This is a genomic window from Streptomyces sp. NPDC047043, assembly GCF_040644055.1.
Taxonomy (GTDB): domain Bacteria; phylum Actinomycetota; class Actinomycetes; order Streptomycetales; family Streptomycetaceae; genus Streptomyces.
Map to the genome: position 1 here is coordinate 1 of NZ_JBEYVO010000035.1, position 23,656 is coordinate 23,656.

Genomic DNA, 23,656 nt, shown 5'->3' on the forward strand with positions numbered 1-23,656 from the left:
CAGCGAAGGACCCTCACTGTTTCAGTGAGGGTCCTTCGACTTGTTACATCCTGTCGGGGTGGCGGGATTTGAACCCACGACCTCTTCGTCCCGAACGAAGCGCGCTGCCAAGCTGCGCTACACCCCGATGTCGCTGCTGGTCCTGCTTGTCGCGGCGACGTCGTTTACTTTAGCCCACCGGTGGCTGTAGACGAAATCCGGTTTTGGCGCGGTGGCGCACGGGGTTCGGGCGGGCGTGGTCGAGGGCCACGAGGAGGACGGCGAGGGCGTAGAAAGCGAGGCCGAGGAGGAGGGCGTTGCCGAGGACGTGCTTGTAGCCGTGGAGGTCGACGTCCAGGAACGGGTAGAGATAGCGGCCCGGTGCGCCGGGGAGGATGAGCTCGCCACGGACGAGGGAGAACGTCAGGTACGCCAGGGGGTAGAGCAGCCACGTCGCCGCCTGGCGGAGGTGCAGGCGGCCGGGGGCCGTCAGCACCAGCCAGTTCAGCAGTGCCGCGAAGGGGACTGCCGTATGCAGGATCTGGTTGCTGATCCACTGCCAGCCGGTGAGGGGTGCCGTGTCGCCTGTCATGGAGAACGGCGTCGAGGTGCCGGCCAGGAACACGTGGTACACGAGGCCGGTGATGGTGATGTAGAGCAGCGTCGCACCGGTCAGCGCGGAGGGGAGGGGACGGCGGGCCGTCCAGGCCCGGCGGGCCTCGATCGCGAAGACCAGCGCCAGCAGCAGGTTGCTCTGGATCGCGAAGTAGCTCAGGACTCGGACCGGGCTGCCGAGGACCAGATCGATCGTCACGCCCGCCACCGCCAGCAGGGCGACCAGGAGGCGGTACACGGCGGTGTACGGACGGTGCACACGCGGCAGTACCGCGGTGGCGGGGACCGGAGAGGGCAGCAGCGTGGGCACGCGGGGAACCGCCGGGAGGTCCGGGATGTCCCTGGGTATGGGGGCCGTCATGCCCTCAAGCTAGGCAAAACGGACAGGCGCGGCGATGTGAGTGGGGCGACCGGGTTACGCCCCGCGTCCCCACGGCTCGCTCGGCTCGCAAGCCCGCACCCCGGCCCGCACGCCCGCCACTACGCCTCCCGGCTCACCAGCGTCAGCAACGTCGCCTCCGGTGGGCAGGCGAACCGCACCGGCGTGTAGCGGTTGGTGCCGCACCCCGCCGACACGTGCAGATACGACGTACGGCCCTCCGCCTCATGCGTGGACAAGCCCTTGACCCGGTCCGTGTCCAGGTCGCAGTTGGTGACCAGGGCACCGTAGAAGGGGATGCACAGCTGGCCGCCGTGGGTGTGGCCGGCCAGGATCAGGGAGTACGCGTCCGCCGTGAACGAGTCCAGCACCCGCAGGTACGGCGCGTGGACCACGCCCATCGAGAAGTCCGCGGCGCCCGACGGACCGCCGGCCACATGGGCGTAGCGGTCGCGCTTGATGTGCGGGTCGTCCAGGCCCGTCAGCTCCAGCGACATGCCCTCGATCTTCAGCGTCCCGCGGGTGTTCGTCAGGTTGAGCCAGCCCGCCGCGTCGAAACCGTCCCGCAGGTCCTCCCACGGGTTGTGGATCGCTCCTACGACGGGCGGGTTGCCGTTCAGGCCGTGGCGGCCCTTGACCTTCTCGAACAGGTAGCGGGCGGGGTTGCGGGGCTTGGGCCCGTAGTAGTCGTTCGAGCCGAAGACGTACGCGCCCGGGAACTCCATCAGCGGGCCCAGCGCGTCCAGGACCTCCGGCACGCCCTCCGGGTCGGACAGGTTGTCGCCGGTGTTGATCACGAAGTCGGGGCGCAGCCCGGCCAGCGAGCGCAGCCAGCGCTGCTTCTTGCGCTGCCCGCCGACCATGTGGATGTCGGAGACCTGCAGCACCCGCAGCGGCCGCATCCCGGCAGGCAGCACGGGCACCGTCACCCGTCGGAGCCGGAAGGAGCGGGCCTCGAAACCCGCCGCGTACACCACACCGGCGGCGCCGACCGCCGCGATCCCCAGAGGTACTCCGTATCGAGCGTGCATACGTCCATCGTGTCAGACCCCAGGAGTGCCCCACGCCCGGCGCCCTTGCGCGCCCCCTGCCCGGCGCCCCTTGCGCGCCCTGTGCCCGCCCGCCCCTTAAATGAGCGGGCGTTGGGCCTTGCGCACCTGCGACAATCAAATCCATGACCACCACGCTCAAGTCGAAGCTGCAGGAAGACCTCAACGCCGCGATCAAGGAGCGCGACGAGCTCCGCTCCTCGACGCTCCGGCTGACGCTCACCGCGATCACCAAGGAGGAGGTCGCGGGCAAGGAGAAGCGCGAGCTCTCCGACGACGAGGTGCTGAAGGTGATCACCAAGGAGGCGAAGAAGCGCCGCGAGGCGGCCGACGCCTTCGCGCAGGGTGGTCGGGCCGAGAGCGCCGAGCGGGAGAAGGCGGAGGGCGAGGTGCTCGCCGCGTACCTGCCCAAGCAGCTCAGCGACGAGGAGCTGAACCAGATCGTCGCCCAGGCCGTCGCGGAGGCGAAGGCGGCCGGCGCCGAGGGCCCGCGCGCCATGGGCGCCGTCATGAAGATCGTGAACCCGAAGGTCGCGGGCCTGGCCGAGGGCGGCCGAGTCGCCGCCGCGGTCAAGAAGTCCCTCGCGGGCTGACGGCCGACCGCACCGGCGACGCCGGCCACAGAACGCCGACGGCCCCCTTTCCTCGTACGACGAAAGTCCGTGTACGAAGGAAAGGGGGCCGTCGGCGTTCTCAGACCCTCAGGCTCCGGGACCGTCGCGTCACCCGCGCCGCCCCCCGTTTCCGTTCCCGTTGCTCTGTCCCTGGAACAGGTTGTCCGGGATGGAGAAGGTGGGCGTCGGGAAGGTGGTACCGCCGTCCGTGCCGCCGTCGGTGGTGCCGCCGTTGTCGCCGTTGTTCCCGTCCCCGTCCCCGTCGCCGTTTCCGTTCCCCTTGCCCTTGTCGCCGTCGGGGATGTCGACGTAGTTGAAGTCGGGGGCGGCCTTGCCGTCCAGCGCGCCGTTCATCATGTCGCGCCAGATCGGGCCGGGCACCTCGCCGCCGAAGACCTTCTCGTGCCACACGCCGCCGATGGAGATGTCGATCATCTTCCGCTTGTGCGCCGGGTCGCCGACCCACACCGCGCCCGCCATGTTGGGCGTGTAGCCGACGAACCAGGCGGCGTAACGGAAGTCCGTCGTACCGGTCTTACCGGCGCTCGGGCGGCTGCCGAGGCCCGCCTGCTGACCCGTACCGTCCTCGACGACGCCCCTCAGCAGGGTGTTGATGGTGTCGGCGGTCTTCTCCGACATCGCCCGCGAGCAGGTCGACTTCGGAACCTGGAGCGACTTCGTCCTGTCACCGATCCGCTGGCTGATCGACTCGATGGCGACCGGCGTGCAGTACGTACCGCGCGAGGCGAAGGTCGCGTACGCGTTCGCCATCGTCAGCGGGGACATCTCCTGGGTGCCCAGGGCGATGGACGGGGCCTGCTGCAGCTTCTTGCCGTCTGCCCGCTCGACGCCCATCTTGCCCGCCATCGTCGTGACCGGGCAGATGCCGATGTCGCTGATCAGCTGCACGTAGTAGGTGTTGACCGACTTGGCGGTCGCTTCCTTCATCGAGTACGGGCCGTGCTCCGTCTCGTTCTCGTTGGTGAGCTTGACGCCCTTCTCGTCCCAGGACCTGCCGTCACAGGCCGAGACCGGGGCCGGGTACTCCATCTCGTACGGCGAGGAGTACTGCTGTGTCGCCGGCGTGCCGCCCTCGATGGCGGCGGCCGCCACGATCGGCTTGAACGTCGAACCGGGCTGGTAGCCGGCGCCGCCGCCCATGTCCGAGTTCACCGACAGGTTGATCTGCGTCTCGTGCTTGCCGAAGCCGTACGGACGCGACTGGCCCATGGCGAGGATCTTGCCGGTGCCGGGCTGGACGATGGTGGCGGCGGTCGCCACCGAGTCGCTCTTGTTGACGTGCTCCTTGATCGACGCCTGCGCCGACTCCTGGGCCTGCGGGTCGAGCGTCGTACGGATCGTCAGACCGCCCTGGTTCCAGACCTTCGCCCGGGCTTCCCTGGACTTGCCGAAGATCGGGTCGTTGAGGAACACCTCGCGGACGTAGTCGCAGAAGAAACCGGCGCCCTTGACCGCGGTGATGCAACCGTTCTTGGGCTGGCTGGGCTTGAGGCCGAGCGGCGTCTCCTTGGCCTTGTCGGCCTCCGACTGCGAGATGTCGCCCATGTCGGCCATCCGCTGCAGGACGACGTTACGGCGCTTGGTGGCCTCCGCCTCGTCGTTCACCGGGTCGTAGCGGCTGGGCGACTGGACGATGCCGGCAAGCAGCGCCGCCTGCTGGACGTTGAGGTCCTTGGCGTGCTTGGAGAAGTAGCGCTGGGCGGCGGCCTCGATGCCGTAGGCCTGCTCGCCGAAGAACGTGATGTTCAGGTAGTTCTCGAGGATCTTCTTCTTGCCGAGCTCCTCCTCGACCTGGATCGCGTACTTCAGCTCCTTGATCTTGCGGCCGAGGGTCTGCTGAGTGGCCTGCGCGACCTTGGTCGGGTCGTCGCCGGCCTCCTCGATGGCGACGTTCTTCACGTACTGCTGGGTGAGCGTGGAGGCGCCCTGGGCCACTCCGCCGCTCTGCGCGTTCTTGTTCAGCGCGCGCAGGATGCCCTTCAGGTCGACCGCGCCGTGCTGGTAGTAGCGCGAGTCCTCGATCGCGACGATCGCCTTCTGCATGTACGGCGAGATGTCCTTGAGGGCGACCACCGTGCGGTCGCGCGAGTACACCGTGGCGATCTGGCCGCCGTCGGCGTCGAGGATCGTGGTGCGCTGACTCAGCGGTGGTGTCTTGAGGTTGGCCGGGAGCTCGTCGAAACTCTCCACCGAACCCTTGGCTGCAAGTCCCAGCGCGCCGAAGGCGGGCAGCGCGATGCCGGCCAGTACGGCTCCTGCGAGCACACTGACACCGAGGAACTTGGCGGCCTGCTGCGTTGGCGACAGACCACCGCCCGAGCGCTTCTTTGGCATGAGGGCAGCCTACGTTCTCATTCGCCGGACACACGTCAAGGCCTTGGCCTAAGCTGCTCTCAACTGTCACAGCAGTAGGGCCACGTATCAATACGTCCGGCGACCCCGAATCGTTCCGGAGGTTCCGCAACTTTTTTGTTGGGGGCGTGCCCGAATCCGCCTTGTGTGTCACCTGGCGCCCGTTGTGACCCAACTGAACTGTCCCGGTTTGCCGGGAAGGTCACGCATGTCACCAGCTCACTCCCCCGGGTGATCTGCCGCTTACGCATAGTCCGTTCGGGCCATTCAAGATTGGGCCCGAAGGGGGTGTTGCGCTGTGCCCACCTTCCGTAACGTCCTCAACTGGCGGCGGTGAATATGCCGCTGCCGCCGTGGGGGAGCCTCGATTCGGGAGAGGACGGCGCCGGTATGGGCTGGGTAACCGACTGGAGTGCGCAGGCCGCCTGCCGCACTACCGATCCGGATGAACTGTTCGTTCAGGGAGCAGCGCAGAACAGGGCCAAGGCGGTGTGCACCGGATGCCCGGTGCGCACGGAATGCCTGGCCGATGCGCTCGACAACCGCGTCGAGTTCGGCGTGTGGGGAGGCATGACGGAGCGGGAGCGCCGCGCACTGCTGCGCAGGCGACCCACCGTCACCTCCTGGCGCCGGCTTCTTGAGACGGCTCGTCTGGAATACGAACGCGGCGTGGGGATCCTGCCGCTCGACGACGACGAGGTGTACGAGAACTACGCGGCGGTGAGCTGAGACCACCCCCTCGGGGGCACCCTCAGCCACGCGTCTCGGGCAGCTCCGGCCGGTTGGCCGCGAGCCGGTCTCCGATGTCCCGCAGCCCAGCGAGGTCGTGCACATCGCCGGGCAGCGCGCCCACTTCGGCCACCGCCACCTCGGGGTGGAGCGCGGTGAAGCGGTCGCGCGTGCGCTGCTCGCGGGAGAGCAGTTGCATACGTTCGGCGTGCAGCCTCAACAGGCCTGCGGTGACCCGGTCGACGCCCTGATCCTCGGCGTCCGGACCGGGGGAGTTGGCCGCGGACGTGTCGGACCCGGTGGGCCCGGAGGCATCGGACTCGGCGGGTTCGGATGCGGGAGATTCTGAACTGCCGTACGTGTCGGGAGAGTTACGAAGTCCAGCTTTCCCGCCGTCCTGATCCACAATGCGGGGCTCCACAAGATTTTCCGCGGCGGTGAGCGCACGCTCGGCCGACAGCCGGGCGGCGCCGCTGCCGTGGACCCGGTTGAGCACCAGGCCGGCGAGCGGCATGTCCTCGGCCGCCAGCCGCTCCACGAAGTACGCGGCCTCACGCAGCGCGTCCCGCTCCGGGGCCGCCACCACGAGGAACGCCGTCCCGGGCGCCTGCAGCAGCTTGTACGTGGCGTCCGCGCGCGTGCGGAACCCGCCGAAGGTGGTGTCCATCGCGGCCACGAACGTCTGGACGTCCTTGAGCAGTTGACCGCCCAGCAGCTTGCCGAGCGTGCCGGTCATCATCGACATCCCGACGTTCAGGAACTTCATGCCCGCGCGTCCGCCGAGCTTGGCCGGGGCGGTCAGCAGCCGGATCAGCCGGCCGTCCAGGAACGAGCCGAGCCGCTTGGGCGCGTCCAGGAAGTCGAGCGCGGAGCGGGACGGGGGCGTGTCGACGACGATCAGGTCCCACTCGTCCCGGGCCCGCAGCTGCCCGAGCTTCTCCATCGCCATGTACTCCTGCGTGCCCGCGAAGCCCGCCGAGAGCGACTGGTAGAAGGGGTTGGCCAGGATCGCGGACGCCCGCTCGGGGTCCGCGTGCGCCTCGACGACCTCGTCGAAGGTGCGCTTCATGTCCAGCATCATGGCGTGCAGTTCGCCGTCGCCGTCGACGCCCTTCACCCGGCGCGGGGTGTTGTCCAGGGAGTCGATGCCCATGGACTGGGCGAGCCTGCGCGCCGGGTCGATGGTCAGGACGACCACCTTGCGGCCGCGCTCGGCAGCCCTGAGGCCGAGCGCGGCCGCCGTGGTGGTCTTGCCCACGCCGCCCGAACCGCAGCACACCACGATCCGCGTCTTCGGGTCGTCGAGCAGCGGGTCGACGTCGAGCATGCGCGTGGGGGAGAGGTGGTGGCGGGCGGTCTCCTGTGTGTGGGCCGGCTCCGGACTCATGACATCCCCTGCTTCCGCTGCTTACGACTCGTGCTCCGCTTGCCCCGGCTCATGACAGGCCCTGCTCCCGCAGCTCGGTGGCCAGCTCGTACAGCCCCGCCAGGTCCATGCCCTCGGCCAGCAGCGGCAGTTCGTGCACCGGCAGGCCCAACTCGCCGAGCACCGCCCGCTGCTCGTGCTCCAGCGCATACCGCTCGGCGTACTCCTCGGCCTGCTGGAGCAGGGGGTCCACCAGCTTCTCGGCGTTCCCACCGCGGCGCGCCCCGCCGAGCCCCGCCGCCGAGAGCGACCTGGCAACAGAAGAACGCGGCACGCTCCGTGCGAGTTCCAGGTCCGACGCGTCCAACACCTGCGGCCGGACCATGTTCACGATGATCCGCCCCACCGGCAGCTTCGCCGCCCGCAGTTCGGCGATCCCGTCCGCGGTCTCCTGGACGGGCATCTCCTCCAGCAGAGTCACCAGGTGCACGGCCGTCTCCGACGACTTCAGCACCCGCATCACGGCCTGCGCCTGATTGTGTATCGGCCCGATCTTCGCGAGCCCGGCCACCTCGTCGTTCACGTTCAGGAACCGCGTGATGCGGCCGGTGGGCGGCGCGTCCATGACCACGTAGTCGTACGCGAACCGTCCGGACCTGTCCTTGCGGCGCACCGCCTCGCACGCCTTGCCGGTCAGGAGTACGTCTCTGAGGCCGGGCGCGACGGTGGTGGCGAAGTCGATCGCGCCGAGCTTCTTCAGGGCCCGTCCGGCGCCCCCCAGCTTGTAGAACATCTGGAGGTAGTCCAGAAGGGCCAGTTCGGGGTCGATGGCGAGGGCGAACACCTCCCCGCCCCCCGGAGCGACGGCGATCTTCCGCTCCTCGTAGGGCAGCGCCTCCGTCTCGAAGAGCTGCGCGATGCCCTGGCGCCCCTCGACCTCGACGAGAAGCGTCCGCTTCCCCTCGGTCGCGAGGGCCAGCGCGAGTGCGGCGGCGACCGTCGTCTTTCCGGTCCCGCCCTTGCCGCTGACGACCTGGAGCCTGCTCACACCTTCGAGCCTAACCAGTCTGTGTGCCAACCACGCGACAGCCTGTGGATAACGCGGGAACAGACGGCGGTCGGGCAGCGGCTAAAGTCGGCCGCATGACCAAGTGGGAATACGCAACCGTGCCGCTGCTCGTCCACGCCACGAAGCAGATTCTGGACACCTGGGGCGAGGACGGCTGGGAGCTCGTCCAGGTCGTGCCCGGGCCGAACAACCCCGAGCAGCTGGTGGCCTACCTGAAGCGGGAGAAGCAGTAATGGGCGCCGTCGAGGCGAAGCTCGCCGAGCTCGGTCTGACCCTGCCGGAGGTCGTGCCGCCGCTGGCCGCCTACCAGCCGGCCGTCCAGTCCGGCGTCTACGTGTACACGGCCGGCCAGCTCCCCATGGTGGAGGGCAAGCTGCCCGTCACCGGCAAGGTCGGCGCGGAGGTCACGGCCGAGGAGGCCAAGGAGCTCGCCCGCACCTGCGCGCTGAACGCCCTGGCCGCCGTCAAGTCCGTGACCGGCGACCTGGACCGCATCGCGCGCGTGGTGAAGGTCGTGGGCTTCGTCGCCTCGGCTTCGGACTTCACCGGCCAGCCCGGCGTGGTCAACGGCGCGAGCGAGCTGCTCGGCGAGGTCCTCGGCGACAAGGGCGTGCACGCGCGCAGTGCGGTCGGCGTGGCCGTGCTCCCGCTGGACGCGCCCGTGGAGGTCGAGATCCAGGTCGAGCTCGTCCCGTAGCCGACCGCCCACCCCGGGGACGGCGCTCTGACCTCGGGGGCCTCTCGAACATTCGCGCACCACGGGATAGCCTCCGCCCATGGCGAATGGGCAGTGGTTTCCGCAGGACTGGCCGGAACGCATCCGTGCGCTCGCCGAGGGCACGCTCACCCCGGTCGTCCCGAAGCGCGCGGCCACCGTCATGCTCCTGAAGGACACCGACGGCGGTCCCTTCGTCCACATGCTGCGCAGACGCGCCTCCATGGCCTTCGCCGGAGGCGCGTACGCGTATCCCGGCGGCGGCGTCGACCCCCGCGACGACGAGCACCACATCCGCTGGGCGGGCCCCACGCGCGCGTGGTGGGCGAAACGGCTCGGCGTCGACGAGCGGACGGCCCAGGCGATCGTCTGCGCGGCCGTGCGCGAGACGTACGAGGAGGCGGGCGTCCTGCTCGCCGGGCCCTCCGCCGACTCCGTGGTCGGCGACACCACGGGCGAGGACTGGGAGGCCGACCGCGCGGCCGTGGCCGCCCGTGAGTTCTCCTTCGCCGAGTTCCTGGACCGCCGCGGCCTGGTCCTGCGCTCGGACCTCCTCGGGGCCTGGACCCGCTGGATCACCCCGGAGTTCGAGTCCCGCCGCTACGACACCTTCTTCTTCGTCGCCGCCCTCCCGCACGGCCAGCGCACCCGCAACGCCTCCACGGAGGCCGACCGCACGGTGTGGATCAGGCCCGAGGAGGCGGCAGACGGCTACGACAAGGGCGAGCTGATGATGATGCCGCCCACCATCGCCACCCTGCGCCAGCTGGCCTCGCACGCCACCGCCGACGAGGCGCTCGCCGCGGCCCCCGACCGCGACATGACCGCCGTACTGGCGCAGGCCCGCCTCGAAGGCGACCAGATCGTGCTGACCTGGCCTGGCCACGACGAGTTCACCAAGCGCATCCCGACCGACCTCCCGACCGGTGGAGCCCCCGCATGACGGACGCAGCAGCCCTTCCCGGCCAGCCACGGGGCGGGATCCTCACGGGCCCCGCCACCCCCCGGGCGGTCAACGTCCTGGCGCCCAACGCCTCGGCGATGACCCTCGACGGCACGAACACCTGGATCCTGGCCGAGCCCGACTCCGACCTGGCGGTGGTCGTCGACCCCGGCCCGCTGGACGAGGGCCACCTGCGCACCGTAGTGGACACGGCCGAGAAGGCAGGCAAACGCATCGCGCTCACCCTGCTGACCCACGGCCACCCGGACCACGCCGAGGGCGCCGCACGCTTCGCCGAGCTGACGGCCACGAAGGTGCGGGCCCTGGACCCGGCGCTGCGGCTGGGCGACGAGGGACTGGCCGCCGGGGACGCGGTCACGGTCGGCGGCCTGGAGCTGCGGGTCGTACCGACTCCCGGCCACACCTCGGACTCGCTCTGCTTCCACCTCCCGGCCGACCGGGCGGTCCTGACCGGCGACACTGTCCTCGGCCGCGGCACAACGGTCGTGGCCCACCCCGACGGCCGTCTGGGCGACTACCTCGATTCGCTGCGACGCCTGCGCTCGCTGACGGTCGACGACGGCGTCCACACGGTCCTGCCCGGCCACGGCCCGGTCCTGGACGACGCCCAGGGCGCCGTCGAGTTCTACCTGGCCCACCGCGCCCACCGCCTCGCCCAGGTCGAGACGGCCGTGGAGGACGGCTACCGCACGCCCTCCCAGGTCGTCGAGCACGTGTACGCGGACGTGGACCGATCCCTGTGGCCGGCGGCGGAGCTGTCGGTGCGGGCGCAGCTGGACTACCTGGAGGAGCACGGGCTGATCTGAGCCCTCGGGGCTTTGACGCCGTGCACGCGCGCGTACTCGTCGGCGAGCCACGGCCCGAGGTCGTCGACGTACGAGCGCAGTACGGCGGCGTCGCCGGTCGGCTCGTACCCGAGGACGGCCGCGGCGCGCATCTGCCGGGCACGCTCCGGGTAGTACCCGCCGAACGCCTCGGCCATCTCCGCCAGATCGCTGGTCCAGCCGTTCCAGCGGGGCATGACCAGCGTGAACCCGGTGCGGACGAGATGCCGGGACATGAACCGCACGAGCGGCCGCCGGGCCTCGTCGGCGTTCTCGGCGTCCGCGATCCGCTGCCGCCAGCGGGGCAGCAGCAGGGCGAGGTCCCCGTTGGTCTCGCGGGCCAGCAGGGAGTCGGGCCGGTAGCGCGGCAGATACTCGGCGAGGTCCTCCCCGAGCAGCGGCGTGCACAGACAGGCGACGAACCAGCCCAGGTCGTACGTCTCCTGCTCGCTCAGCAGGCGCGCCCGGCTGTACAGCAGCGTGCCGACCCCGTCGATCTGCGGGAACTCCTTGTCGACGGCCTCACCGAGCGTCCGGACGGCCTCCCGGTCCGTGTCCGACGGCTCCTCCCGCAGCGCGACGAGCAGATCCAGATCACTGCGCCCCACGCGCGCGTTGCCGCGCGGAACCGACCCGTAGAGGTACGCGCTGTGCAACCCAGCCCCGAACACCTCGAGCAGCCGGTCACGGGCGGCGGCGACGACGGGACGGAAGGCGTGCGGCACGCGCGCGAGAGAGCCCTCGCGCTCGATGCAGCCCTGCGCGTCGAGACCCTTGAGGGCCACGTTTTCGGACATGGCCCCACTACATCAGCCGGAGCTCCCGGAACGGCGTCAGCGCGACCGCTTGGCCAGACGCTCGACGTCCAGCAGGATCACGGCCCGGGCCTCCAGGCGGAGCCACCCGCGCTGCGCGAAGTCCGCCAGCGCCTTGTTGACCGTCTCGCGGGACGCGCCGACCAGCTGGGCCAGCTCCTCCTGCGTCAGGTCGTGGACGACGTGGATGCCCTCCTCGGACTGCACGCCGAAGCGGCGGGAGAGGTCCAGCAGGGCGCGGGCCACGCGGCCGGGCACGTCCGAGAAGACCAGATCGGACATCGCGTCGTTGGTCTTGCGCAGCCGGCGGGCGACGGCGCGCAGCAGGGCGCCGGCCACCTCGGGGCGGGCGCTCAGCCAGGGCTGCAGGTCACCGTGGCCGAGGCCGAGCATCTTGACCTCGGTCAGCGCGGTGGCCGTGGCGGTGCGAGGGCCCGGGTCGAACAGCGACAGCTCGCCGATCAGCTCGCCGGGACCGACGACGGCGAGCATGTTCTCGCGGCCGTCCGGGGAGGTGCGGTGAAGCTTCACCTTGCCCTCGGTGACGACGTAGAGCCGGTCACCGGGGTCGCCCTCGTGGAAGAGCGCGTCACCGCGCGCGAGGGTCACCTCACTCATGGAGGCGCGGAGCTCCGCGGCCTGCTCGTCGTCGAGCGCCGCGAAGAGCGGGTTGCGCCGCAGAACGTCGTCCACGAGTACTCTCCTTGTCGACCTGCTCAGGGGATCTTGCTCCCCCTTGGTACCAGGGGACCGTGCTCCCCATCTTGCCGGACGGTCCAAACAGTGTGATCTGTCACAAGGATGCCGCACACATGTCCCGGGGTAAGCGGCAGGGGTCCAATTGGGGGCCGATCTCCTGGGTCCGGGGCGGATGTCAGTGCCGGGCTTTAGGCTGGCCGGGTGTCCAAATCGCCGGTGAGAGCACAGGCCAAGGGGGCTGGGCGGGTGGTTGTACGTCGTGATTCCGCTGTGGGCGAACAGAACCCCGGCGGCGGAAAGAAACCGGCAAAAGTGACGAAAAGCGCTACGGCGAAATCGGCTGCCGCAAAGTCGGCGGCAGTGAAGCCGGTCGCCAAGCCGCCGAAGGACGAGTCCCGCACCGCTCTGGTCCGGCGCGCCCGCCGTATCAACCGCGAGCTCGCCGACGTCTATCCGTACGCCCACCCCGAGCTGGACTTCGAGAACCCCTTCCAGCTCGTGGTGGCGACGGTCCTGTCGGCCCAGACCACCGACCTCAGGGTCAACCAGACGACGCCCGCACTGTTCGCCAAGTACCCGACGCCGGAGGACCTGGCCGCCGCCAACCCCGAGGAGGTCGAGGAGATCCTCCGCCCGACCGGCTTCTTCCGGGCCAAGACCAAGTCGGTCATGGGGCTGTCCAGGGCCCTGGTGGAGCAGTTCGGCGGCGAGGTCCCGGGCCGTCTCGAGGACCTGGTCAAGCTGCCCGGCGTGGGCCGCAAGACGGCCTTCGTGGTGCTGGGGAACGCGTTCGGTCGGCCCGGCATCACCGTGGACACGCACTTCCAGCGGCTTGTGAAGCGCTGGCAGTGGACCACCGCGACCGAGCCCGACAAGATCGAGGCCGCCGTCGGCGCGCTCTTCCCCAAGAGCGACTGGACGATGCTCTCGCACCACGTGATCTTCCACGGCCGCCGCATCTGCCATGCCCGCAAGCCCGCCTGCGGCGCCTGCCCGATCGCCCCGCTCTGCCCGGCGTACGGCGAGGGGGAGACGGACCCGGAGAAGGCGAAGAAGCTCCTCAAGTACGAGAAGGGCGGCTTCCCGGGCCAGCGCCTGAAGCCCCCGCAGGCCTACCTGGACGCGGGCGGAAAGGCGGCACCGCCGCTGGGGGCCGGATGACGGAACGATCAGGAGGTCGTCGGGCGTTGGACTCGGCAGAACGGGGGTGGCGATGACGCGCGCGAGCAATACGCAGGGCGGTCCGGTGACGCTCAGCAAGGAGGGCCTGCCCAAGTGGCTGGAACCGGTGGTGCGGGCGGTGGAGACGGTCCAGCCGCTGCAGCTGAGCCGGTTCCTGCCGCCGGAGAACGGGGCGGGGAGGCAGTCGGCCGTACTGATCCTCTTCGGCGAGGGCGAGCGCGGCCCCGAGCTGCTGCTGATGGAGCGGGCCAGCTCGCTCAGGTCCCACGCGGGGCAGCCGTCCTTCCCCGGCGGTGCCCTCGACCCCGAGGACGGCGACCCGAAGGCCGACGGGCCGCTTCGGGCCGCTCTCCGCGAGGCCGAGGAGGAGACCGGGCTGGACCCGGCCGGCGTCCAGCTCTTCGGCGTCCTGCCCAGGCTGTACATCCCGGTCAGCGGCTTCGTCGTGACCTCGGTGGTCGGCTGGTGGCGCGAGCCGAGCCCGGTCGGGGTCGTCGACCCGAACGAGACGGCGAGGGTCTTCACGGTCCCCGTGGCGGATCTCACGAACCCCGACAACCGCGCCACCACCGTTCACCCCAGCGGCCACCGAGGTCCGGCATTCCTGGTCGAATCGGCCCTGGTCTGGGGCTTCACGGCCGGAATCATCGACCGTCTGCTCCACTACTCGGGCTGGGAGCGCCCCTGGGACAGGGAGAAGCAGGTCCCGCTCGACTGGCGGTCATGACAGGGTGTCTGCCGTGCTGTGTCCATCTGGGGGACGCGGCATCCGAATGCCGCTGCGCGGCGGGCCAGACCCCCGGCCGACCTGTGGTGAGCGCGAAGTGATGAGGCGAGGCTCGAACCGGTGAACGTGCTGGACATCCTGTTGCTGGTCGCTGCCGTGTGGTTCGCGATCGTCGGCTATCGCCAGGGCTTCGTCGTCGGCATCCTGTCGGTGATCGGGTTCCTGGGCGGCGGTCTCGTCGCCGTCTACACACTGCCCGTCATCTGGGACGCGCTGACCGACAACGCCGAGGTGAGCACCACCGCCGCCGTCGTCGCGGTCGTCGTCGTCATCGTCTGCGCCTCGGTCGGCCAGGCCCTGACCACCCACCTCGGCAACAAGCTGCGCCGCTACATCACCTGGTCGCCGGCCCGCGCCCTGGACGCGACGGGCGGCGCCCTCGTCAACGTCGTCGCGATGCTCCTGGTCGCCTGGCTGATCGGCTCGGCCCTCGCGGGTACGACGCTGCCGACCCTCGGCAAGGAGGTCCGCAGCTCCAAGGTGCTCCTCGGCGTCTCCCGGGCCCTGCCCGACCAGGCCGACACCTGGTTCGCGGACTTCTCCTCGGTCCTCGCGCAGAACGGCTTCCCGCAGGTCTTCAGCCCGTTCTCGAACGAGCCCATCACCGACGTCCAGCCCCCGGACCCGGCGCTCGCGAACAGCCCCGTCGCCACCCGCGCGCAGAAGTCCATCGTCAAGGTCATGGGCACCGCCCAGAGCTGCGGCAAGGTCCTGGAGGGCACCGGCTTCGTCTTCGGCGACCGCCGCGTCATGACCAATGCGCACGTGGTCGGCGGCGTCGACGAGCCCACCGTCCAGATAGGCGGCGAGGGCCGGAAGTACGACGCGAAGGTCGTCCTCTACGACTGGCACCGAGACATCGCCGTACTCGACGTACCCGATCTCAAGGCGCCCGCCCTGAAGTTCACGTCCACGGACGCGAAGAGCGGCGACAGCGCGATCATCGCGGGCTTCCCGGAGAACGGCTCGTACGACGTCCGCGCCGCACGCGTGCGTGGCCGCATCCCGGCCAACGGCCCGGACATCTACCACCGCGGCACCGTCCGCCGCGACGTCTACTCGCTCTACGCGACCGTCCGCCAGGGCAACTCCGGCGGCCCGCTGCTCACGCCCGAGGGCAATGTGTACGGCGTGGTCTTCGCGAAGTCCCTGGACGACGCCGACACCGGCTACGCGCTCACCGCGGACGAGATCCAGGAGGACATCGCCAAGGGGCGTACCGCGAACCAGCAGGTGGACAGCGACAGCTGCGCACTGTGAGCCCGGGATCCGGACGCAAGAAGCAAGGGGGCGTGTCAGCCCCTGGGATGACGCAGGCGTACCGAGACCCAGCGGGCCCGGCGGCGCAGAATGCGCGGGATGCCCACCCGGAGATCCGTGCCCGCCATCTGCGGCGCACCGCCTCGTTGGTGGGAGCTCAGGCCACTGGCCGAGCGGCGGTTGCGTGCTGCGTCACTGTAGTCGTGCGTCCAGCCCATACCCCGACGTCTGCCCCTGCCCCAAGGTCGATAACCGCCCCCTGGGCCCCCAATTGGCCTATGCGCCAGGCAATTGGCTGTTCGTAGGACAGTTGTTCAGTTCCGGATACCGGGCGCATCGGCTCGGTCACCGATCGGGTTCGGGATCTTTCAGCCAATTGACCAGTTCTGTGCTGAAAGTGACCGGATCTTCCTCGTGCGGGAAGTGACCGAGTCCGTCGAACAGCCGCCAGCGGTACGGGGCTTCGACGTACTCCCCGGATCCGGCCGCGCTCCGTGTGCGCATCACGGGGTCGAGCGAGCCGTGGAGATGGAGGGTCGGGACCCGCAGCGGGCGCTTCATGCGGCGGTTGAACTGGATGCCGTCCGGGCGGGCGATGGAGCGGACCATCCAGCGGTACGGCTCGATCGAGCAGTGCGCCGTCGACGGGATGCACATCGCGCGGCGGTACGTCTCCAGGGCCTCGCCGTCCGGCAGGTTCGGCCCGGACCAGTCCCGGATCAGCTCCGCGACGAGCTCCCCGTCGTCCGCGGTCAGCTGCCGCTCGGGGATCCAGGGCCGCTGGAACCCCCAGATGTAGGAGCCCGCGCGCGACTGCTTGACGTCGGAGAGCATCGCCGAGCGCCAGCGCCGGGGATGCGGCATCGACGCGACCGCGAGCCGGCGCACCAGCTTGGGGCGCATCACGGCCGCCGTCCACGCCAGATACCCGCCCAGGTCGTGGCCGACCAGAGCGGCGTCCGGCTCGCCGAGGGAGCGGACCACGCCGGTGATGTCGAGGGCGAGGTTGGCCGGGTCGTAGCCGCGCGGGGTGCGGTCGCTGCCGCCGACTCCCCGCAGGTCCATGGCGACGGCCCGGAAGCCCGCGTCGGCGAGTGCGGTCAGCTGGTGCCGCCAGGTCCACCAGAACTGCGGGAAGCCGTGCAGCAGCAGCACCAGCGGCCCGTCGCCGACCTCGGCGATGTGGAAGCGGGCGCCGTTGGCGGCCACGTCCCGGTGGGTCACCTTGGTCCCGTCCGGGAGGACGTCCGGCCGTACGACCGAAGTGGGTTGCGCCGAAGGTGAATGCCCCGCAGGGGTGGACGAGTCCGTCATGAGGACGAGCGTGCCACAGCCTCGATGGCCTCGGGGGCCCGGTCCTCGATCGCCCTGGGCTCGGGCCGCGGGTGCGGCTTGGCCTTCTGCAGGACGCCCGCAGTCTCCTTCATGGACGCGGCCACCTTCTGCGGGCCCTTGCCCTTCTTGGCCTTCTTCGCGAAGACGACGCCGACCAGGGCGAGGAGACCGGCGATGAGGACGTTGGCCGCGAAGGACAGCAGGAAGCACCAGCCGAGGTTCCAGCCGCCCTGGCCGTTGTGGCCGCCCGTCCAGGCGTGGATCCCGTACGCCAGCGCGAAGTTGAGCATCGGCAGGGAGAACACCAGCACCGCACCGGCCACGGTGAACGCGCCGCCGCTCGTCGCGCCGCGCTTCACGTCCTGCTTGAGCTGCGCCTTGGCCAGCGCGATCTCGTCGTGCACCAGCGCCGACATTTCGGTCGTCGCCGAGGCGAACAGCTGGCCGATGCTGCGGTCGGCGCCGACCGGGCTGCCGTCGGGTGCGCTCATCGCGGTCTCCCTCACTCTCTTTTTGTACCGTCCCGTCAGATCATGCCGGACGGCCGTCCTCGTCGCCTGCCCCGCCCGGCACTTCGGCAAGCGCGCGTCGCTCGGCGGCCTTCAGTTCGGCGATCCGGCGGTGCTCGGCGGCCTTGCCCTCGTAGATGGCCGCCATCCGCAGGTGGTACGCCGGATCGTCCTGCTCGTAGATGTCCGGGATCCCGTCGAGGTCCTCGTCCCGCTCCTCGGCCTCCCACAGCCTGCGGTACTTGGCGTTCCGTATCTTCAGCAGCACTGTCGCCAGCACGGCAGCCATCAGGGATCCGGTGAGTACGGCGGCCTTGACCTCGCCGGTCAGTACGGCGTCCCCGTCGAAGGCCAGCTCGCCGATGAGCAGCGACACGGTGAAGCCGATGCCGGCCAGCGTGGCCACGGCGAACACGTCGGCCCAGGCGAGGTCGTCGCTGAGCGAGGCCCGGGTGAAACGGGCCGTCAGCCATGTACCGCCGAAGATCCCGAACGCCTTGCCGACGACGAGCCCCAGGACGACACCGAGGGTCTCCGGCTTGGTGAACACATCGCCCAGCGCCCCGCCCGAGACGGCGACACCGGCGCTGAACAGGGCGAACAGCGGCACCGCCAGGCCCGCCGACAGGGGACGTACGAGATGCTCGATGTGCTCGCCCGGGGAGTGCTGCTCGCCCTCGCGGGGCGTGCAGCGCAGCATCAGGCCCATGGCGACGCCCGCGATGGTCGCGTGGACGCCGCTGTTGTACATCAGCGCCCAGATGACGAGGGCGAGAGGGACGTACACGTACCAGCCGCGTACGCCCTTCCTGAGCAGCAGCCAGAAGACGGCGAGGCCCACGACGGCGCCGCCGAGCGCGGCGAAGTCGATCGTGCTCGTGAAGAACACCGCGATGATCAGGATCGCGAAGAGGTCGTCGACGACGGCGAGGGTGAGCAGGAAGGCGCGCAGGGCGCTCGGCAGGGATGTGCCGATGACGGCGAGCACGGCCAGCGCGAAGGCGATGTCGGTGGCCGTGGGCACCGCCCAGCCCGCGAGCGATCCGCCGCCGGTGGCGTTGGTGAGGGCGTAGACGAGAGCCGGTACGGCCATGCCGCACAAGGCGGCGACGACCGGCAGCGCGGCCGCCCTGGGGTCCCTGAGGTCACCGGCGACCAGCTCGCGCTTGAGCTCGATGCCGGCGACGAAGAAGAAGAGCGCGAGGAGGCCGTCGGCGGCCCAGTGCGCGACCGAGAGGTTCAGGCCGAGGGCCTCGGGGCCGAGGTGGAAGTGGCTGACGCTCTCGTAACTGTCGTGCAGCGCGGGTATGTTCGCCCAGATCAGCGCCGTGATCGCGGCCACCAGCAGCAGCACACCGCCGACGGTCTCGGTGCGCAGCGCGTCCGCGACGAAGTTCCGCTCGGGCAGCGACAGGCGTCCGAAGAGCTTGCGGGCGGGGGTGGTGCGGGGCGCGGCCACGGGGGAGACCTCCGGTCGGTGGGCAGGGCAGAACTACTTGCCGACCAGACTTCCCGGCACACCTTGAGGGTCACGATTGTTTTGCTTAGTTTACCTAAAAGGGGCGTCCGGCGCCTTTCGCGCCGGACGCCCCTTCGGGACGGGGAGGCTCAGTCCTCGCTGGGCGCCGCCGGCAGCTTCGCCTGGATGAGGTCCATGACCGTCGAGTCCGTCAGCGTCGTCACGTCACCCAGTTGGCGGTTCTCGGCGACGTCCCGCAGCAGGCGCCGCATGATCTTGCCGGAGCGGGTCTTCGGCAGCTCGGCCACCGGCAGGATCCGCTTGGGCTTGGCGATCGGGCCGAGGGTGGCGCCGACGTGGTTGCGCAGGTCGTTGACCAGACCCTCGTCCTCGGCGTTCGCCGTACCGCGCAGGATGACGAAGGCGACGATCGCCTGGCCCGTCGTCTCGTCCGTCGCACCGACCACGGCCGCCTCGGCGACCGACGGGTGGGAGACGAGCGCCGACTCCACCTCGGTGGTGGAGATGTTGTGCCCGGAGACGAGCATGACGTCGTCCACCCGGCCCAGCAGCCAGATGTCGCCGTCGTCGTCCTTCTTCGCACCGTCGCCGGCGAAGTACTTGCCCTCGAAGCGCGACCAGTACGTGTCGATGAACCGCTGGTCGTCGCCCCAGATGGTGCGCAGCATCGACGGCCACGGCTCGGTGAGGACCAGATAGCCACCGCCGCCGTTGGCCACCTCGTTCGCCTCGTCGTCGACGACCGTCGCGGAGATGCCGGGCAGCGGAGTCTGCGCGGAACCGGGCTTGGTCTCGGTGACGCCCGGCAGCGGCGAGATCATCATCGCGCCGGTCTCGGTCTGCCACCACGTGTCGACGATCGGCGTCCGGTCGCCACCGATGTTCTTCCGGTACCAGATCCACGCCTCGGGGTTGATCGGCTCACCGACCGAGCCGAGTACGCGGAGGGAGGAGAGGTCGAACTTCGCGGGGATGTCGTCCCCCCACTTCATGAACGTACGAATGGCCGTGGGCGCCGTGTACAGGATCGTCACCCCGTACTTCTGCACGATCTCCCAGAACCGGCCCTGGTGCGGGGTGTCCGGCGTGCCCTCGTACATGACCTGCGTCGCGCCGTTGGCCAGCGGCCCGTAGACGATGTACGAGTGCCCGGTGACCCAGCCGACGTCGGCCGTGCACCAGTACACGTCGGTCTCCGGCTTGAGGTCGAAGACGGCGTGGTGGGTGTACGCGGCCTGGGTGAGGTAGCCGCCGGAGGTGTGCAGGATGCCCTTCGGCTTACCCGTCGTACCGGACGTGTACAGGATGAACAGCGGTTGCTCGGCCTCGAACGCCTCCGGCGTGTGCTCGGCCGACTGCCGCTCGACGATCTCGTGCCACCACACGTCGCGGCTGTCGTCCCAGGCGACCTCCTGGCCGGTGCGGCGGACGACCAGCACGTGCTCCACGTTGTCCACGCGCGCGATGGCGTCGTCCACGGCCGGCTTGAGCGCGGACGGCTTGCCGCGCCGGTAACCGCCGTCGGAGGTGATGACGACCTTGGCGTCGGCGTCCTGGATACGGGTGGCGAGCGCGTCCGCCGAGAAGCCGCCGAAGACGACGGAGTGCGCGGCACCGATCCGGGCGCAGGCCAGCATCGCGACCGCCGTCTCCGGGATCATCGGCATGTAGACGGCGACCCGGTCGCCCTTCTGAACTCCCAGCTCGAGCAGGGCGTTTGCCGCCTTGCTCACCTCGTCCTTGAGCTCGGCGTAGGTGATCGCACGGCCGTCGCCGGGCTCGCCCTCGAAGTGGATGGCGACCCGGTCGCCATGGCCCGCCTCGACATGCCGGTCCACGCAGTTGTACGCGACATTGAGCTCGCCGTCCTTGAACCACTTGGCGAACGGCGGGTTCGACCAGTCCAGTGTCTCGGTCGGTTCCTTGGCCCAGGTCAGCCGGCGGGCCTGCTCGGCCCAGAAACCGAGCCTGTCAGCCTTGGCCTGTTCGTACGCCTCCGCAGTGACGTTGGCGCCTGCGGCCAGGTCGGCGGGGGGCGCGAACCTGCGCTCTTCCTTGAGCAGGTTGGCCAGGCTTTCGTTGCTCACGGCATCTGCCTTTCCCAGGGTGTCCGTTGTGTCCCAGGCCACAGCTCATCAGACCCGGGGGCCCGATGACAAGGGTCGACCGGGAATTGGTTTAGACCTGTTCGCAAGGTAGCTGTGGCCTCCGGAGTCACCCGTACCCACGGACGCCGATCGGCCGGAGTTCAGCCCTTGTAACGCCTCTCACATCACAGTGGGCCCACGCCGCGCGGTGAAGGTCACGTCTTTACCGGCCCGGGCGTGTCGGAACGGCCCGGTGCCGGTCAGGCGGGCAGGTCGGCCGCCTCCACGTGGTCGAACACCTCGGCCCCGCCCGCCGCCGCGAGCAGATACGCCTGCGCCTCTCCTACGTGGAAGTACATGCCCTGCAGTTCCAGCGCACCCTCACGCAGGGCCCGGGACACCGACTCGTGGGTGTGCAGGTGCTCCAACTGCTGGACCACGTTGGTCAGGCAGAGCTGCTCCACCGCGTCGGCAGGCGCCCGGCCGGCGAGCCGTGGCCACGGCCGGTTGCCGTCGGCCATGCGCTCCAGGCTCGGCAGCCCGTGCCGCAGCCACCGCTTCAGCGGCGTCCGGGCGCCGCCGGGCTCGGAGTTGAGCAGCGCCTGCATGGCCCCGCACCCGGAGTGCCCGCACACCGTGATGGACCGCACCTTCAGCACGTCCACCGCGTACTCGATCGCGGCCGCCACCGAGTCGTCGCCGCTGTCCTCGCCGGGCAGCGGAACAAGGTTGCCCACGTTGCGCACCACGAACAGATCGCCGGGACCACTGGAGGTGATCATCGACGTGACGAGCCGCGAGTCCGCGCAGGTGAGGAAGAGCTGCGACGGCCGCTGCCCCTCCCGGGCCAGCCGGGCCAGCTCACCCCGCACGAGCGGTGCGGTGTTGCGCTGGAACACGCTGATACCGCGCGCCAGTTGATGCCCGCTCGCGTCACTCGTGTCGTCCGGTCCGCTCCGACCGCTGGATGTGTCGGCGTACCCCGTGGGCGCCGCGGGCTGCGGATCGCACTGGTGGTTTCGCCAGGGCGTCCACGGGCGGCAGCGGCAGCCGGTGGAGGCGCCGGGCTCGTCGGTGCCGGAGGAGTCGGCGGCAGCCCAGGGCTCGGCGATGCGCACCCCGGCGCGGCGGCCGGTCAGTTCGGCGGTGCCGCCCTGTGCGGTGTGCGTGTTCTGCCAGTCCTGCAGTGACTCGTACGCCGCGTGGTCCATGAACGAACCGTCCAACTCCACGACGGCGTGGGCGCCTTGGGGTACGAGATGCAGGGCCCGGCTGAGCCGTGGCACGGCGAGGAAGGTCAACTGGCCTCGGACGTGTACGTGATGGACTCCTTCCTTCTCCTCGTGCGTGATGCGGGTGCGGGCGAGGCGGTGCATGGCGACGGCGACCGCCACGGCGACCCCCAGCGTCACGCCCTCCAGGACACCGAGGAGGACGACGCCGAGGGTGGTGACGGCGTAGACGAGCACTTCTCGGTGGCGGGTCACCGTGCGGATGTGGTGCAGGGACACCATCTGGATGCCGACGGCCATCACCAGGGCGGCGAGCGAGGCGAGCGGGATGAGCTCCAGGATCGGGACCATCAGCAGCGCGGCGATCACTACGAGAACGCCGTGCAGCATCGTGGAGTTCCGGCTCACGGCGCCCGCGTGCACATTCGCCGAACTTCTCACCGCCACGCCCGCGACCGGCAGTCCGCCGAGCGCGCCGGAGGCGATGTTCGCGGCGCCCTGCCCGAGCAGTTCGCGGTCCAGGTCGGAGCGGCCGACGCGGGCGGTCAGGCCCGGCCGTGCGGCCGCCATCTTGTCGACGGCGACCGCGCCCAGCAGCGACTGCACGCTGCAGACCAGCGTGATGGTGAGCACGGCCGCGGTCAGGCCGAGCACCGGTCCCTCCGGCAGCCCGGCCAGGGCGTGGCTGCTCCAGGACGGCAGGTCGACCTTGGGCAGGGTCAGTCCGGCGAGCGAGGCGGTCACTGTGGCGCCGGCGACGGCGACGAGCGCGGTCGGGATCCTGCGCAGGGCGCGGCCCACCCGGCCGGGAACCCGCGGCCAGAGCACCAGCAGGGTCAGGGTCAGCGCGCTGACGGTCACGGCGGCGGGGTGCAGGTTCGCCAACTGGGCGGGCAGTGCACGGAGGTTGGCGAGGACGGAGCTCTGCGGGGTGCCGCCGAGCACGATGTGCAGCTGGGCGACGGCGATGGTGACGCCGATGCCGGCAAGCATGCCGTGCACAATGGCGGGGCTGACCGCGAGCGCGGTCCGCGCCACGCGCAGGCAGCCCAGGCCGAGTTGGGCGAGGCCCGCGAGGACCGTGATGGCGCAGGTCGTACGCCAGCCGTAGCGGTGGATGAGGTCGGCGGTGACGACCGTGAGCCCGGCGGCCGGGCCGCTGACCTGGAGCGGCGAGCCGCCGAGCCGGCCGGCGACGATCCCGCCGACCGCGGCGGCGACGAGGCCGGCCTGGAGCGGGGCGCCGGTGGCGAGGGCGATGCCCAGGGACAGGGGGAGGGCGATCAGGAAGACCGCGATCGAGGCCGACACATCGGCGCCGGCGACTCGGAATCGGCGGTGCGGGCCGGACGGCGGGCTGTGGGGCTGGTGGGAGCGCTGGTCCCGAGTCGGATCGGTCGTGCGGGTGGGGGTGCAGGCTGACATGTTCCCGTCTCCTCCGGGGCAGCGCGGTCGCGGATCAGGTGGTCCCCGTCCATGTGGCGGGGTCGGGTCGCGGCCGTGGGTCACGGCGTGCAGCGGCGGGATGGATCAACGCAATGAACAACGCTCGGTAAACGAATCGTAATTCAGAGTAAAGGACAGGCATAGACTT

22 protein-coding genes and 1 tRNA gene are annotated in these 23,656 nt (G+C 70.3%); 9 read left to right on the forward strand and 14 right to left on the reverse strand.

Going from position 1 to position 23,656, the window contains the following annotated elements:
* Positions 1-53 precede the first annotated feature (53 nt).
* The 3 genes from ABZ880_RS42220 to ABZ880_RS42230 all read right to left on the reverse strand — a co-directional run bounded on the left by ABZ880_RS42220 (position 54) and on the right by ABZ880_RS42230 (position 2,004).
* Positions 54-127: transfer RNA gene (locus ABZ880_RS42220), tRNA-Pro, on the reverse strand.
* Between the two features lie 42 nt (positions 128-169).
* Positions 170-955, reverse strand: a complete 786-nt coding sequence (locus tag ABZ880_RS42225; protein ID WP_361274970.1) for a Pr6Pr family membrane protein — start codon at positions 953-955, stop codon at positions 170-172.
* A gap of 119 nt (positions 956-1,074) precedes the next feature.
* Positions 1,075-2,004, reverse strand: a complete 930-nt coding sequence (locus ABZ880_RS42230; RefSeq protein ID WP_361274972.1) for a metallophosphoesterase — start codon at positions 2,002-2,004, stop codon at positions 1,075-1,077.
* A 143-nt stretch (positions 2,005-2,147) separates the two neighbouring features.
* On the opposite strand from ABZ880_RS42230, the gene ABZ880_RS42235 reads away from it, so the two are divergent.
* A complete protein-coding gene (locus ABZ880_RS42235; protein WP_361274974.1) occupies positions 2,148-2,615 on the forward strand; it encodes a GatB/YqeY domain-containing protein in 468 nt (155 codons plus the stop codon).
* A gap of 129 nt (positions 2,616-2,744) precedes the next feature.
* Here ABZ880_RS42235 and ABZ880_RS42240 read toward each other — a convergent pair whose 3' ends face one another.
* Complete coding sequence (locus ABZ880_RS42240) at positions 2,745-4,991, reverse strand: transglycosylase domain-containing protein (protein WP_361274976.1); 2,247 nt, start codon at positions 4,989-4,991, stop codon at positions 2,745-2,747.
* A 408-nt stretch (positions 4,992-5,399) separates the two neighbouring features.
* Between ABZ880_RS42240 and wblA the strand changes: the two genes are divergently transcribed.
* Positions 5,400-5,738: a transcriptional regulator WblA gene (wblA, locus tag ABZ880_RS42245; RefSeq protein WP_185124443.1), complete on the forward strand. Its 339-nt coding sequence runs from the start codon at positions 5,400-5,402 to the stop codon at positions 5,736-5,738.
* A 22-nt stretch (positions 5,739-5,760) separates the two neighbouring features.
* Here the strand turns inward: wblA and ABZ880_RS42250 are convergent, their stop codons facing one another.
* Entirely contained in the window at positions 5,761-7,125 is a 1,365-nt protein-coding gene (locus ABZ880_RS42250; RefSeq protein WP_361274979.1) for an ArsA family ATPase, read from the reverse strand.
* A gap of 49 nt (positions 7,126-7,174) precedes the next feature.
* Positions 7,175-8,152: an ArsA-related P-loop ATPase gene (locus ABZ880_RS42255; RefSeq protein WP_361274981.1), complete on the reverse strand. Its 978-nt coding sequence runs from the start codon at positions 8,150-8,152 to the stop codon at positions 7,175-7,177.
* A 95-nt stretch (positions 8,153-8,247) separates the two neighbouring features.
* Here ABZ880_RS42255 and ABZ880_RS42260 point away from each other — a divergent pair, with 95 nt between their 5' ends.
* The 4 genes from ABZ880_RS42260 (at position 8,248) to ABZ880_RS42275 (ending at position 10,658) form a co-directional block, all read left to right on the forward strand.
* The gene (locus tag ABZ880_RS42260; protein ID WP_003991873.1) at positions 8,248-8,406 is read left to right on the forward strand and encodes a DUF4177 domain-containing protein; all 159 of its coding nucleotides are present in this window, start codon (positions 8,248-8,250) and stop codon (positions 8,404-8,406) included.
* The gene (locus ABZ880_RS42265; RefSeq protein WP_361274984.1) at positions 8,406-8,870 is read left to right on the forward strand and encodes a RidA family protein; all 465 of its coding nucleotides are present in this window, start codon (positions 8,406-8,408) and stop codon (positions 8,868-8,870) included. The genes ABZ880_RS42260 and ABZ880_RS42265 overlap by 1 nt, the downstream gene beginning before the upstream one ends.
* A gap of 79 nt (positions 8,871-8,949) precedes the next feature.
* The gene (locus ABZ880_RS42270) at positions 8,950-9,831 is read left to right on the forward strand and encodes an NUDIX hydrolase (RefSeq protein ID WP_361274986.1); all 882 of its coding nucleotides are present in this window, start codon (positions 8,950-8,952) and stop codon (positions 9,829-9,831) included.
* Positions 9,828-10,658 (forward strand): MBL fold metallo-hydrolase, encoded by an 831-nt coding sequence (locus tag ABZ880_RS42275; RefSeq protein ID WP_361274988.1) that lies wholly within the window; start codon positions 9,828-9,830, stop codon positions 10,656-10,658. Before ABZ880_RS42270 ends, ABZ880_RS42275 begins: the two co-directional genes overlap by 4 nt.
* Here ABZ880_RS42275 and ABZ880_RS42280 read toward each other — a convergent pair.
* A complete protein-coding gene (locus ABZ880_RS42280) occupies positions 10,631-11,473 on the reverse strand; it encodes a nucleotidyltransferase domain-containing protein (RefSeq protein ID WP_361274991.1) in 843 nt (280 codons plus the stop codon). The two genes, ABZ880_RS42275 and ABZ880_RS42280, sit on opposite strands and share 28 nt — an antisense overlap.
* Positions 11,474-11,509: 36 nt before the next feature.
* Positions 11,510-12,184 (reverse strand): Crp/Fnr family transcriptional regulator, encoded by a 675-nt coding sequence (locus ABZ880_RS42285; protein WP_361274993.1) that lies wholly within the window; start codon positions 12,182-12,184, stop codon positions 11,510-11,512.
* Positions 12,185-12,502: 318 nt separating this feature from the next.
* Here ABZ880_RS42285 and nth point away from each other — a divergent pair, with 318 nt between their 5' ends.
* The 3 genes from nth to ABZ880_RS42300 all read left to right on the forward strand — a co-directional run bounded on the left by nth (position 12,503) and on the right by ABZ880_RS42300 (position 15,419).
* Positions 12,503-13,351, forward strand: a complete 849-nt coding sequence (nth, locus tag ABZ880_RS42290) for an endonuclease III (protein WP_361274996.1) — start codon at positions 12,503-12,505, stop codon at positions 13,349-13,351.
* Between the two features lie 52 nt (positions 13,352-13,403).
* Complete coding sequence (locus tag ABZ880_RS42295) at positions 13,404-14,099, forward strand: CoA pyrophosphatase (RefSeq protein WP_361274998.1); 696 nt, start codon at positions 13,404-13,406, stop codon at positions 14,097-14,099.
* Positions 14,100-14,219: 120 nt separating this feature from the next.
* Positions 14,220-15,419, forward strand: a complete 1,200-nt coding sequence (locus ABZ880_RS42300) for a MarP family serine protease (RefSeq protein ID WP_361275000.1) — start codon at positions 14,220-14,222, stop codon at positions 15,417-15,419.
* Positions 15,420-15,454: 35 nt separating this feature from the next.
* Here the strand turns inward: ABZ880_RS42300 and ABZ880_RS42305 are convergent, their stop codons facing one another.
* The 6 genes from ABZ880_RS42305 to ABZ880_RS42330 all read right to left on the reverse strand — a co-directional run bounded on the left by ABZ880_RS42305 (position 15,455) and on the right by ABZ880_RS42330 (position 23,487).
* On the reverse strand, positions 15,455-15,637 hold the full coding sequence (locus ABZ880_RS42305) for a hypothetical protein (protein WP_078912721.1): 183 nt from the start codon (positions 15,635-15,637) through the stop codon (positions 15,455-15,457).
* A 127-nt stretch (positions 15,638-15,764) separates the two neighbouring features.
* Positions 15,765-16,733: an alpha/beta hydrolase gene (locus ABZ880_RS42310; RefSeq protein WP_361275003.1), complete on the reverse strand. Its 969-nt coding sequence runs from the start codon at positions 16,731-16,733 to the stop codon at positions 15,765-15,767.
* Positions 16,730-17,245, reverse strand: coding sequence for a phage holin family protein (locus tag ABZ880_RS42315; protein ID WP_361275006.1), 516 nt, complete (start codon positions 17,243-17,245; stop codon positions 16,730-16,732). Before ABZ880_RS42315 ends, ABZ880_RS42310 begins: the two co-directional genes overlap by 4 nt.
* Before the next feature lie 40 nt (positions 17,246-17,285).
* Positions 17,286-18,722: a Na+/H+ antiporter NhaA gene (gene nhaA / locus ABZ880_RS42320; protein WP_361275009.1), complete on the reverse strand. Its 1,437-nt coding sequence runs from the start codon at positions 18,720-18,722 to the stop codon at positions 17,286-17,288.
* Positions 18,723-18,871: 149 nt separating this feature from the next.
* Positions 18,872-20,830 carry an acetate--CoA ligase gene (acs, locus tag ABZ880_RS42325; RefSeq protein WP_361275012.1) on the reverse strand — a complete coding sequence of 653 codons (1,959 nt, stop codon included), beginning with the start codon at positions 20,828-20,830 and terminating at the stop codon, positions 18,872-18,874.
* A gap of 260 nt (positions 20,831-21,090) precedes the next feature.
* Positions 21,091-23,487, reverse strand: a complete 2,397-nt coding sequence (locus ABZ880_RS42330; RefSeq protein ID WP_361275014.1) for a bifunctional SulP family inorganic anion transporter/carbonic anhydrase — start codon at positions 23,485-23,487, stop codon at positions 21,091-21,093.
* Between the last annotated feature and the right edge of the window lie 169 nt (positions 23,488-23,656).

Excerpts from the sequence above, each read along its gene's own strand:
- ABZ880_RS42225 (WP_361274970.1), bottom strand. The coding sequence starts at position 955 with ATGACGGCCCCCATACCCAGGGACATCCCGGACCTCCCGGCGGTTCCC.
- ABZ880_RS42230 (WP_361274972.1), bottom strand. The coding sequence starts at position 2,004 with ATGCACGCTCGATACGGAGTACCTCTGGGGATCGCGGCGGTCGGCGCC.
- ABZ880_RS42235 (WP_361274974.1), top strand. The coding sequence starts at position 2,148 with ATGACCACCACGCTCAAGTCGAAGCTGCAGGAAGACCTCAACGCCGCG.
- ABZ880_RS42240 (WP_361274976.1), bottom strand. The coding sequence starts at position 4,991 with ATGCCAAAGAAGCGCTCGGGCGGTGGTCTGTCGCCAACGCAGCAGGCC.
- wblA (WP_185124443.1), top strand. The coding sequence starts at position 5,400 with ATGGGCTGGGTAACCGACTGGAGTGCGCAGGCCGCCTGCCGCACTACC.
- ABZ880_RS42250 (WP_361274979.1), bottom strand. The coding sequence starts at position 7,125 with ATGAGTCCGGAGCCGGCCCACACACAGGAGACCGCCCGCCACCACCTC.
- ABZ880_RS42260 (WP_003991873.1), top strand. The coding sequence starts at position 8,248 with ATGACCAAGTGGGAATACGCAACCGTGCCGCTGCTCGTCCACGCCACG.
- ABZ880_RS42265 (WP_361274984.1), top strand. The coding sequence starts at position 8,406 with ATGGGCGCCGTCGAGGCGAAGCTCGCCGAGCTCGGTCTGACCCTGCCG.
- ABZ880_RS42270 (WP_361274986.1), top strand. The coding sequence starts at position 8,950 with ATGGCGAATGGGCAGTGGTTTCCGCAGGACTGGCCGGAACGCATCCGT.
- ABZ880_RS42275 (WP_361274988.1), top strand. The coding sequence starts at position 9,828 with ATGACGGACGCAGCAGCCCTTCCCGGCCAGCCACGGGGCGGGATCCTC.
- ABZ880_RS42280 (WP_361274991.1), bottom strand. The coding sequence starts at position 11,473 with ATGTCCGAAAACGTGGCCCTCAAGGGTCTCGACGCGCAGGGCTGCATC.
- ABZ880_RS42295 (WP_361274998.1), top strand. The coding sequence starts at position 13,404 with ATGACGCGCGCGAGCAATACGCAGGGCGGTCCGGTGACGCTCAGCAAG.
- ABZ880_RS42305 (WP_078912721.1), bottom strand. The coding sequence starts at position 15,637 with ATGGGCTGGACGCACGACTACAGTGACGCAGCACGCAACCGCCGCTCG.
- ABZ880_RS42310 (WP_361275003.1), bottom strand. The coding sequence starts at position 16,733 with ATGACGGACTCGTCCACCCCTGCGGGGCATTCACCTTCGGCGCAACCC.
- ABZ880_RS42315 (WP_361275006.1), bottom strand. The coding sequence starts at position 17,245 with ATGAGCGCACCCGACGGCAGCCCGGTCGGCGCCGACCGCAGCATCGGC.
- ABZ880_RS42330 (WP_361275014.1), bottom strand. The coding sequence starts at position 23,487 with ATGTCAGCCTGCACCCCCACCCGCACGACCGATCCGACTCGGGACCAG.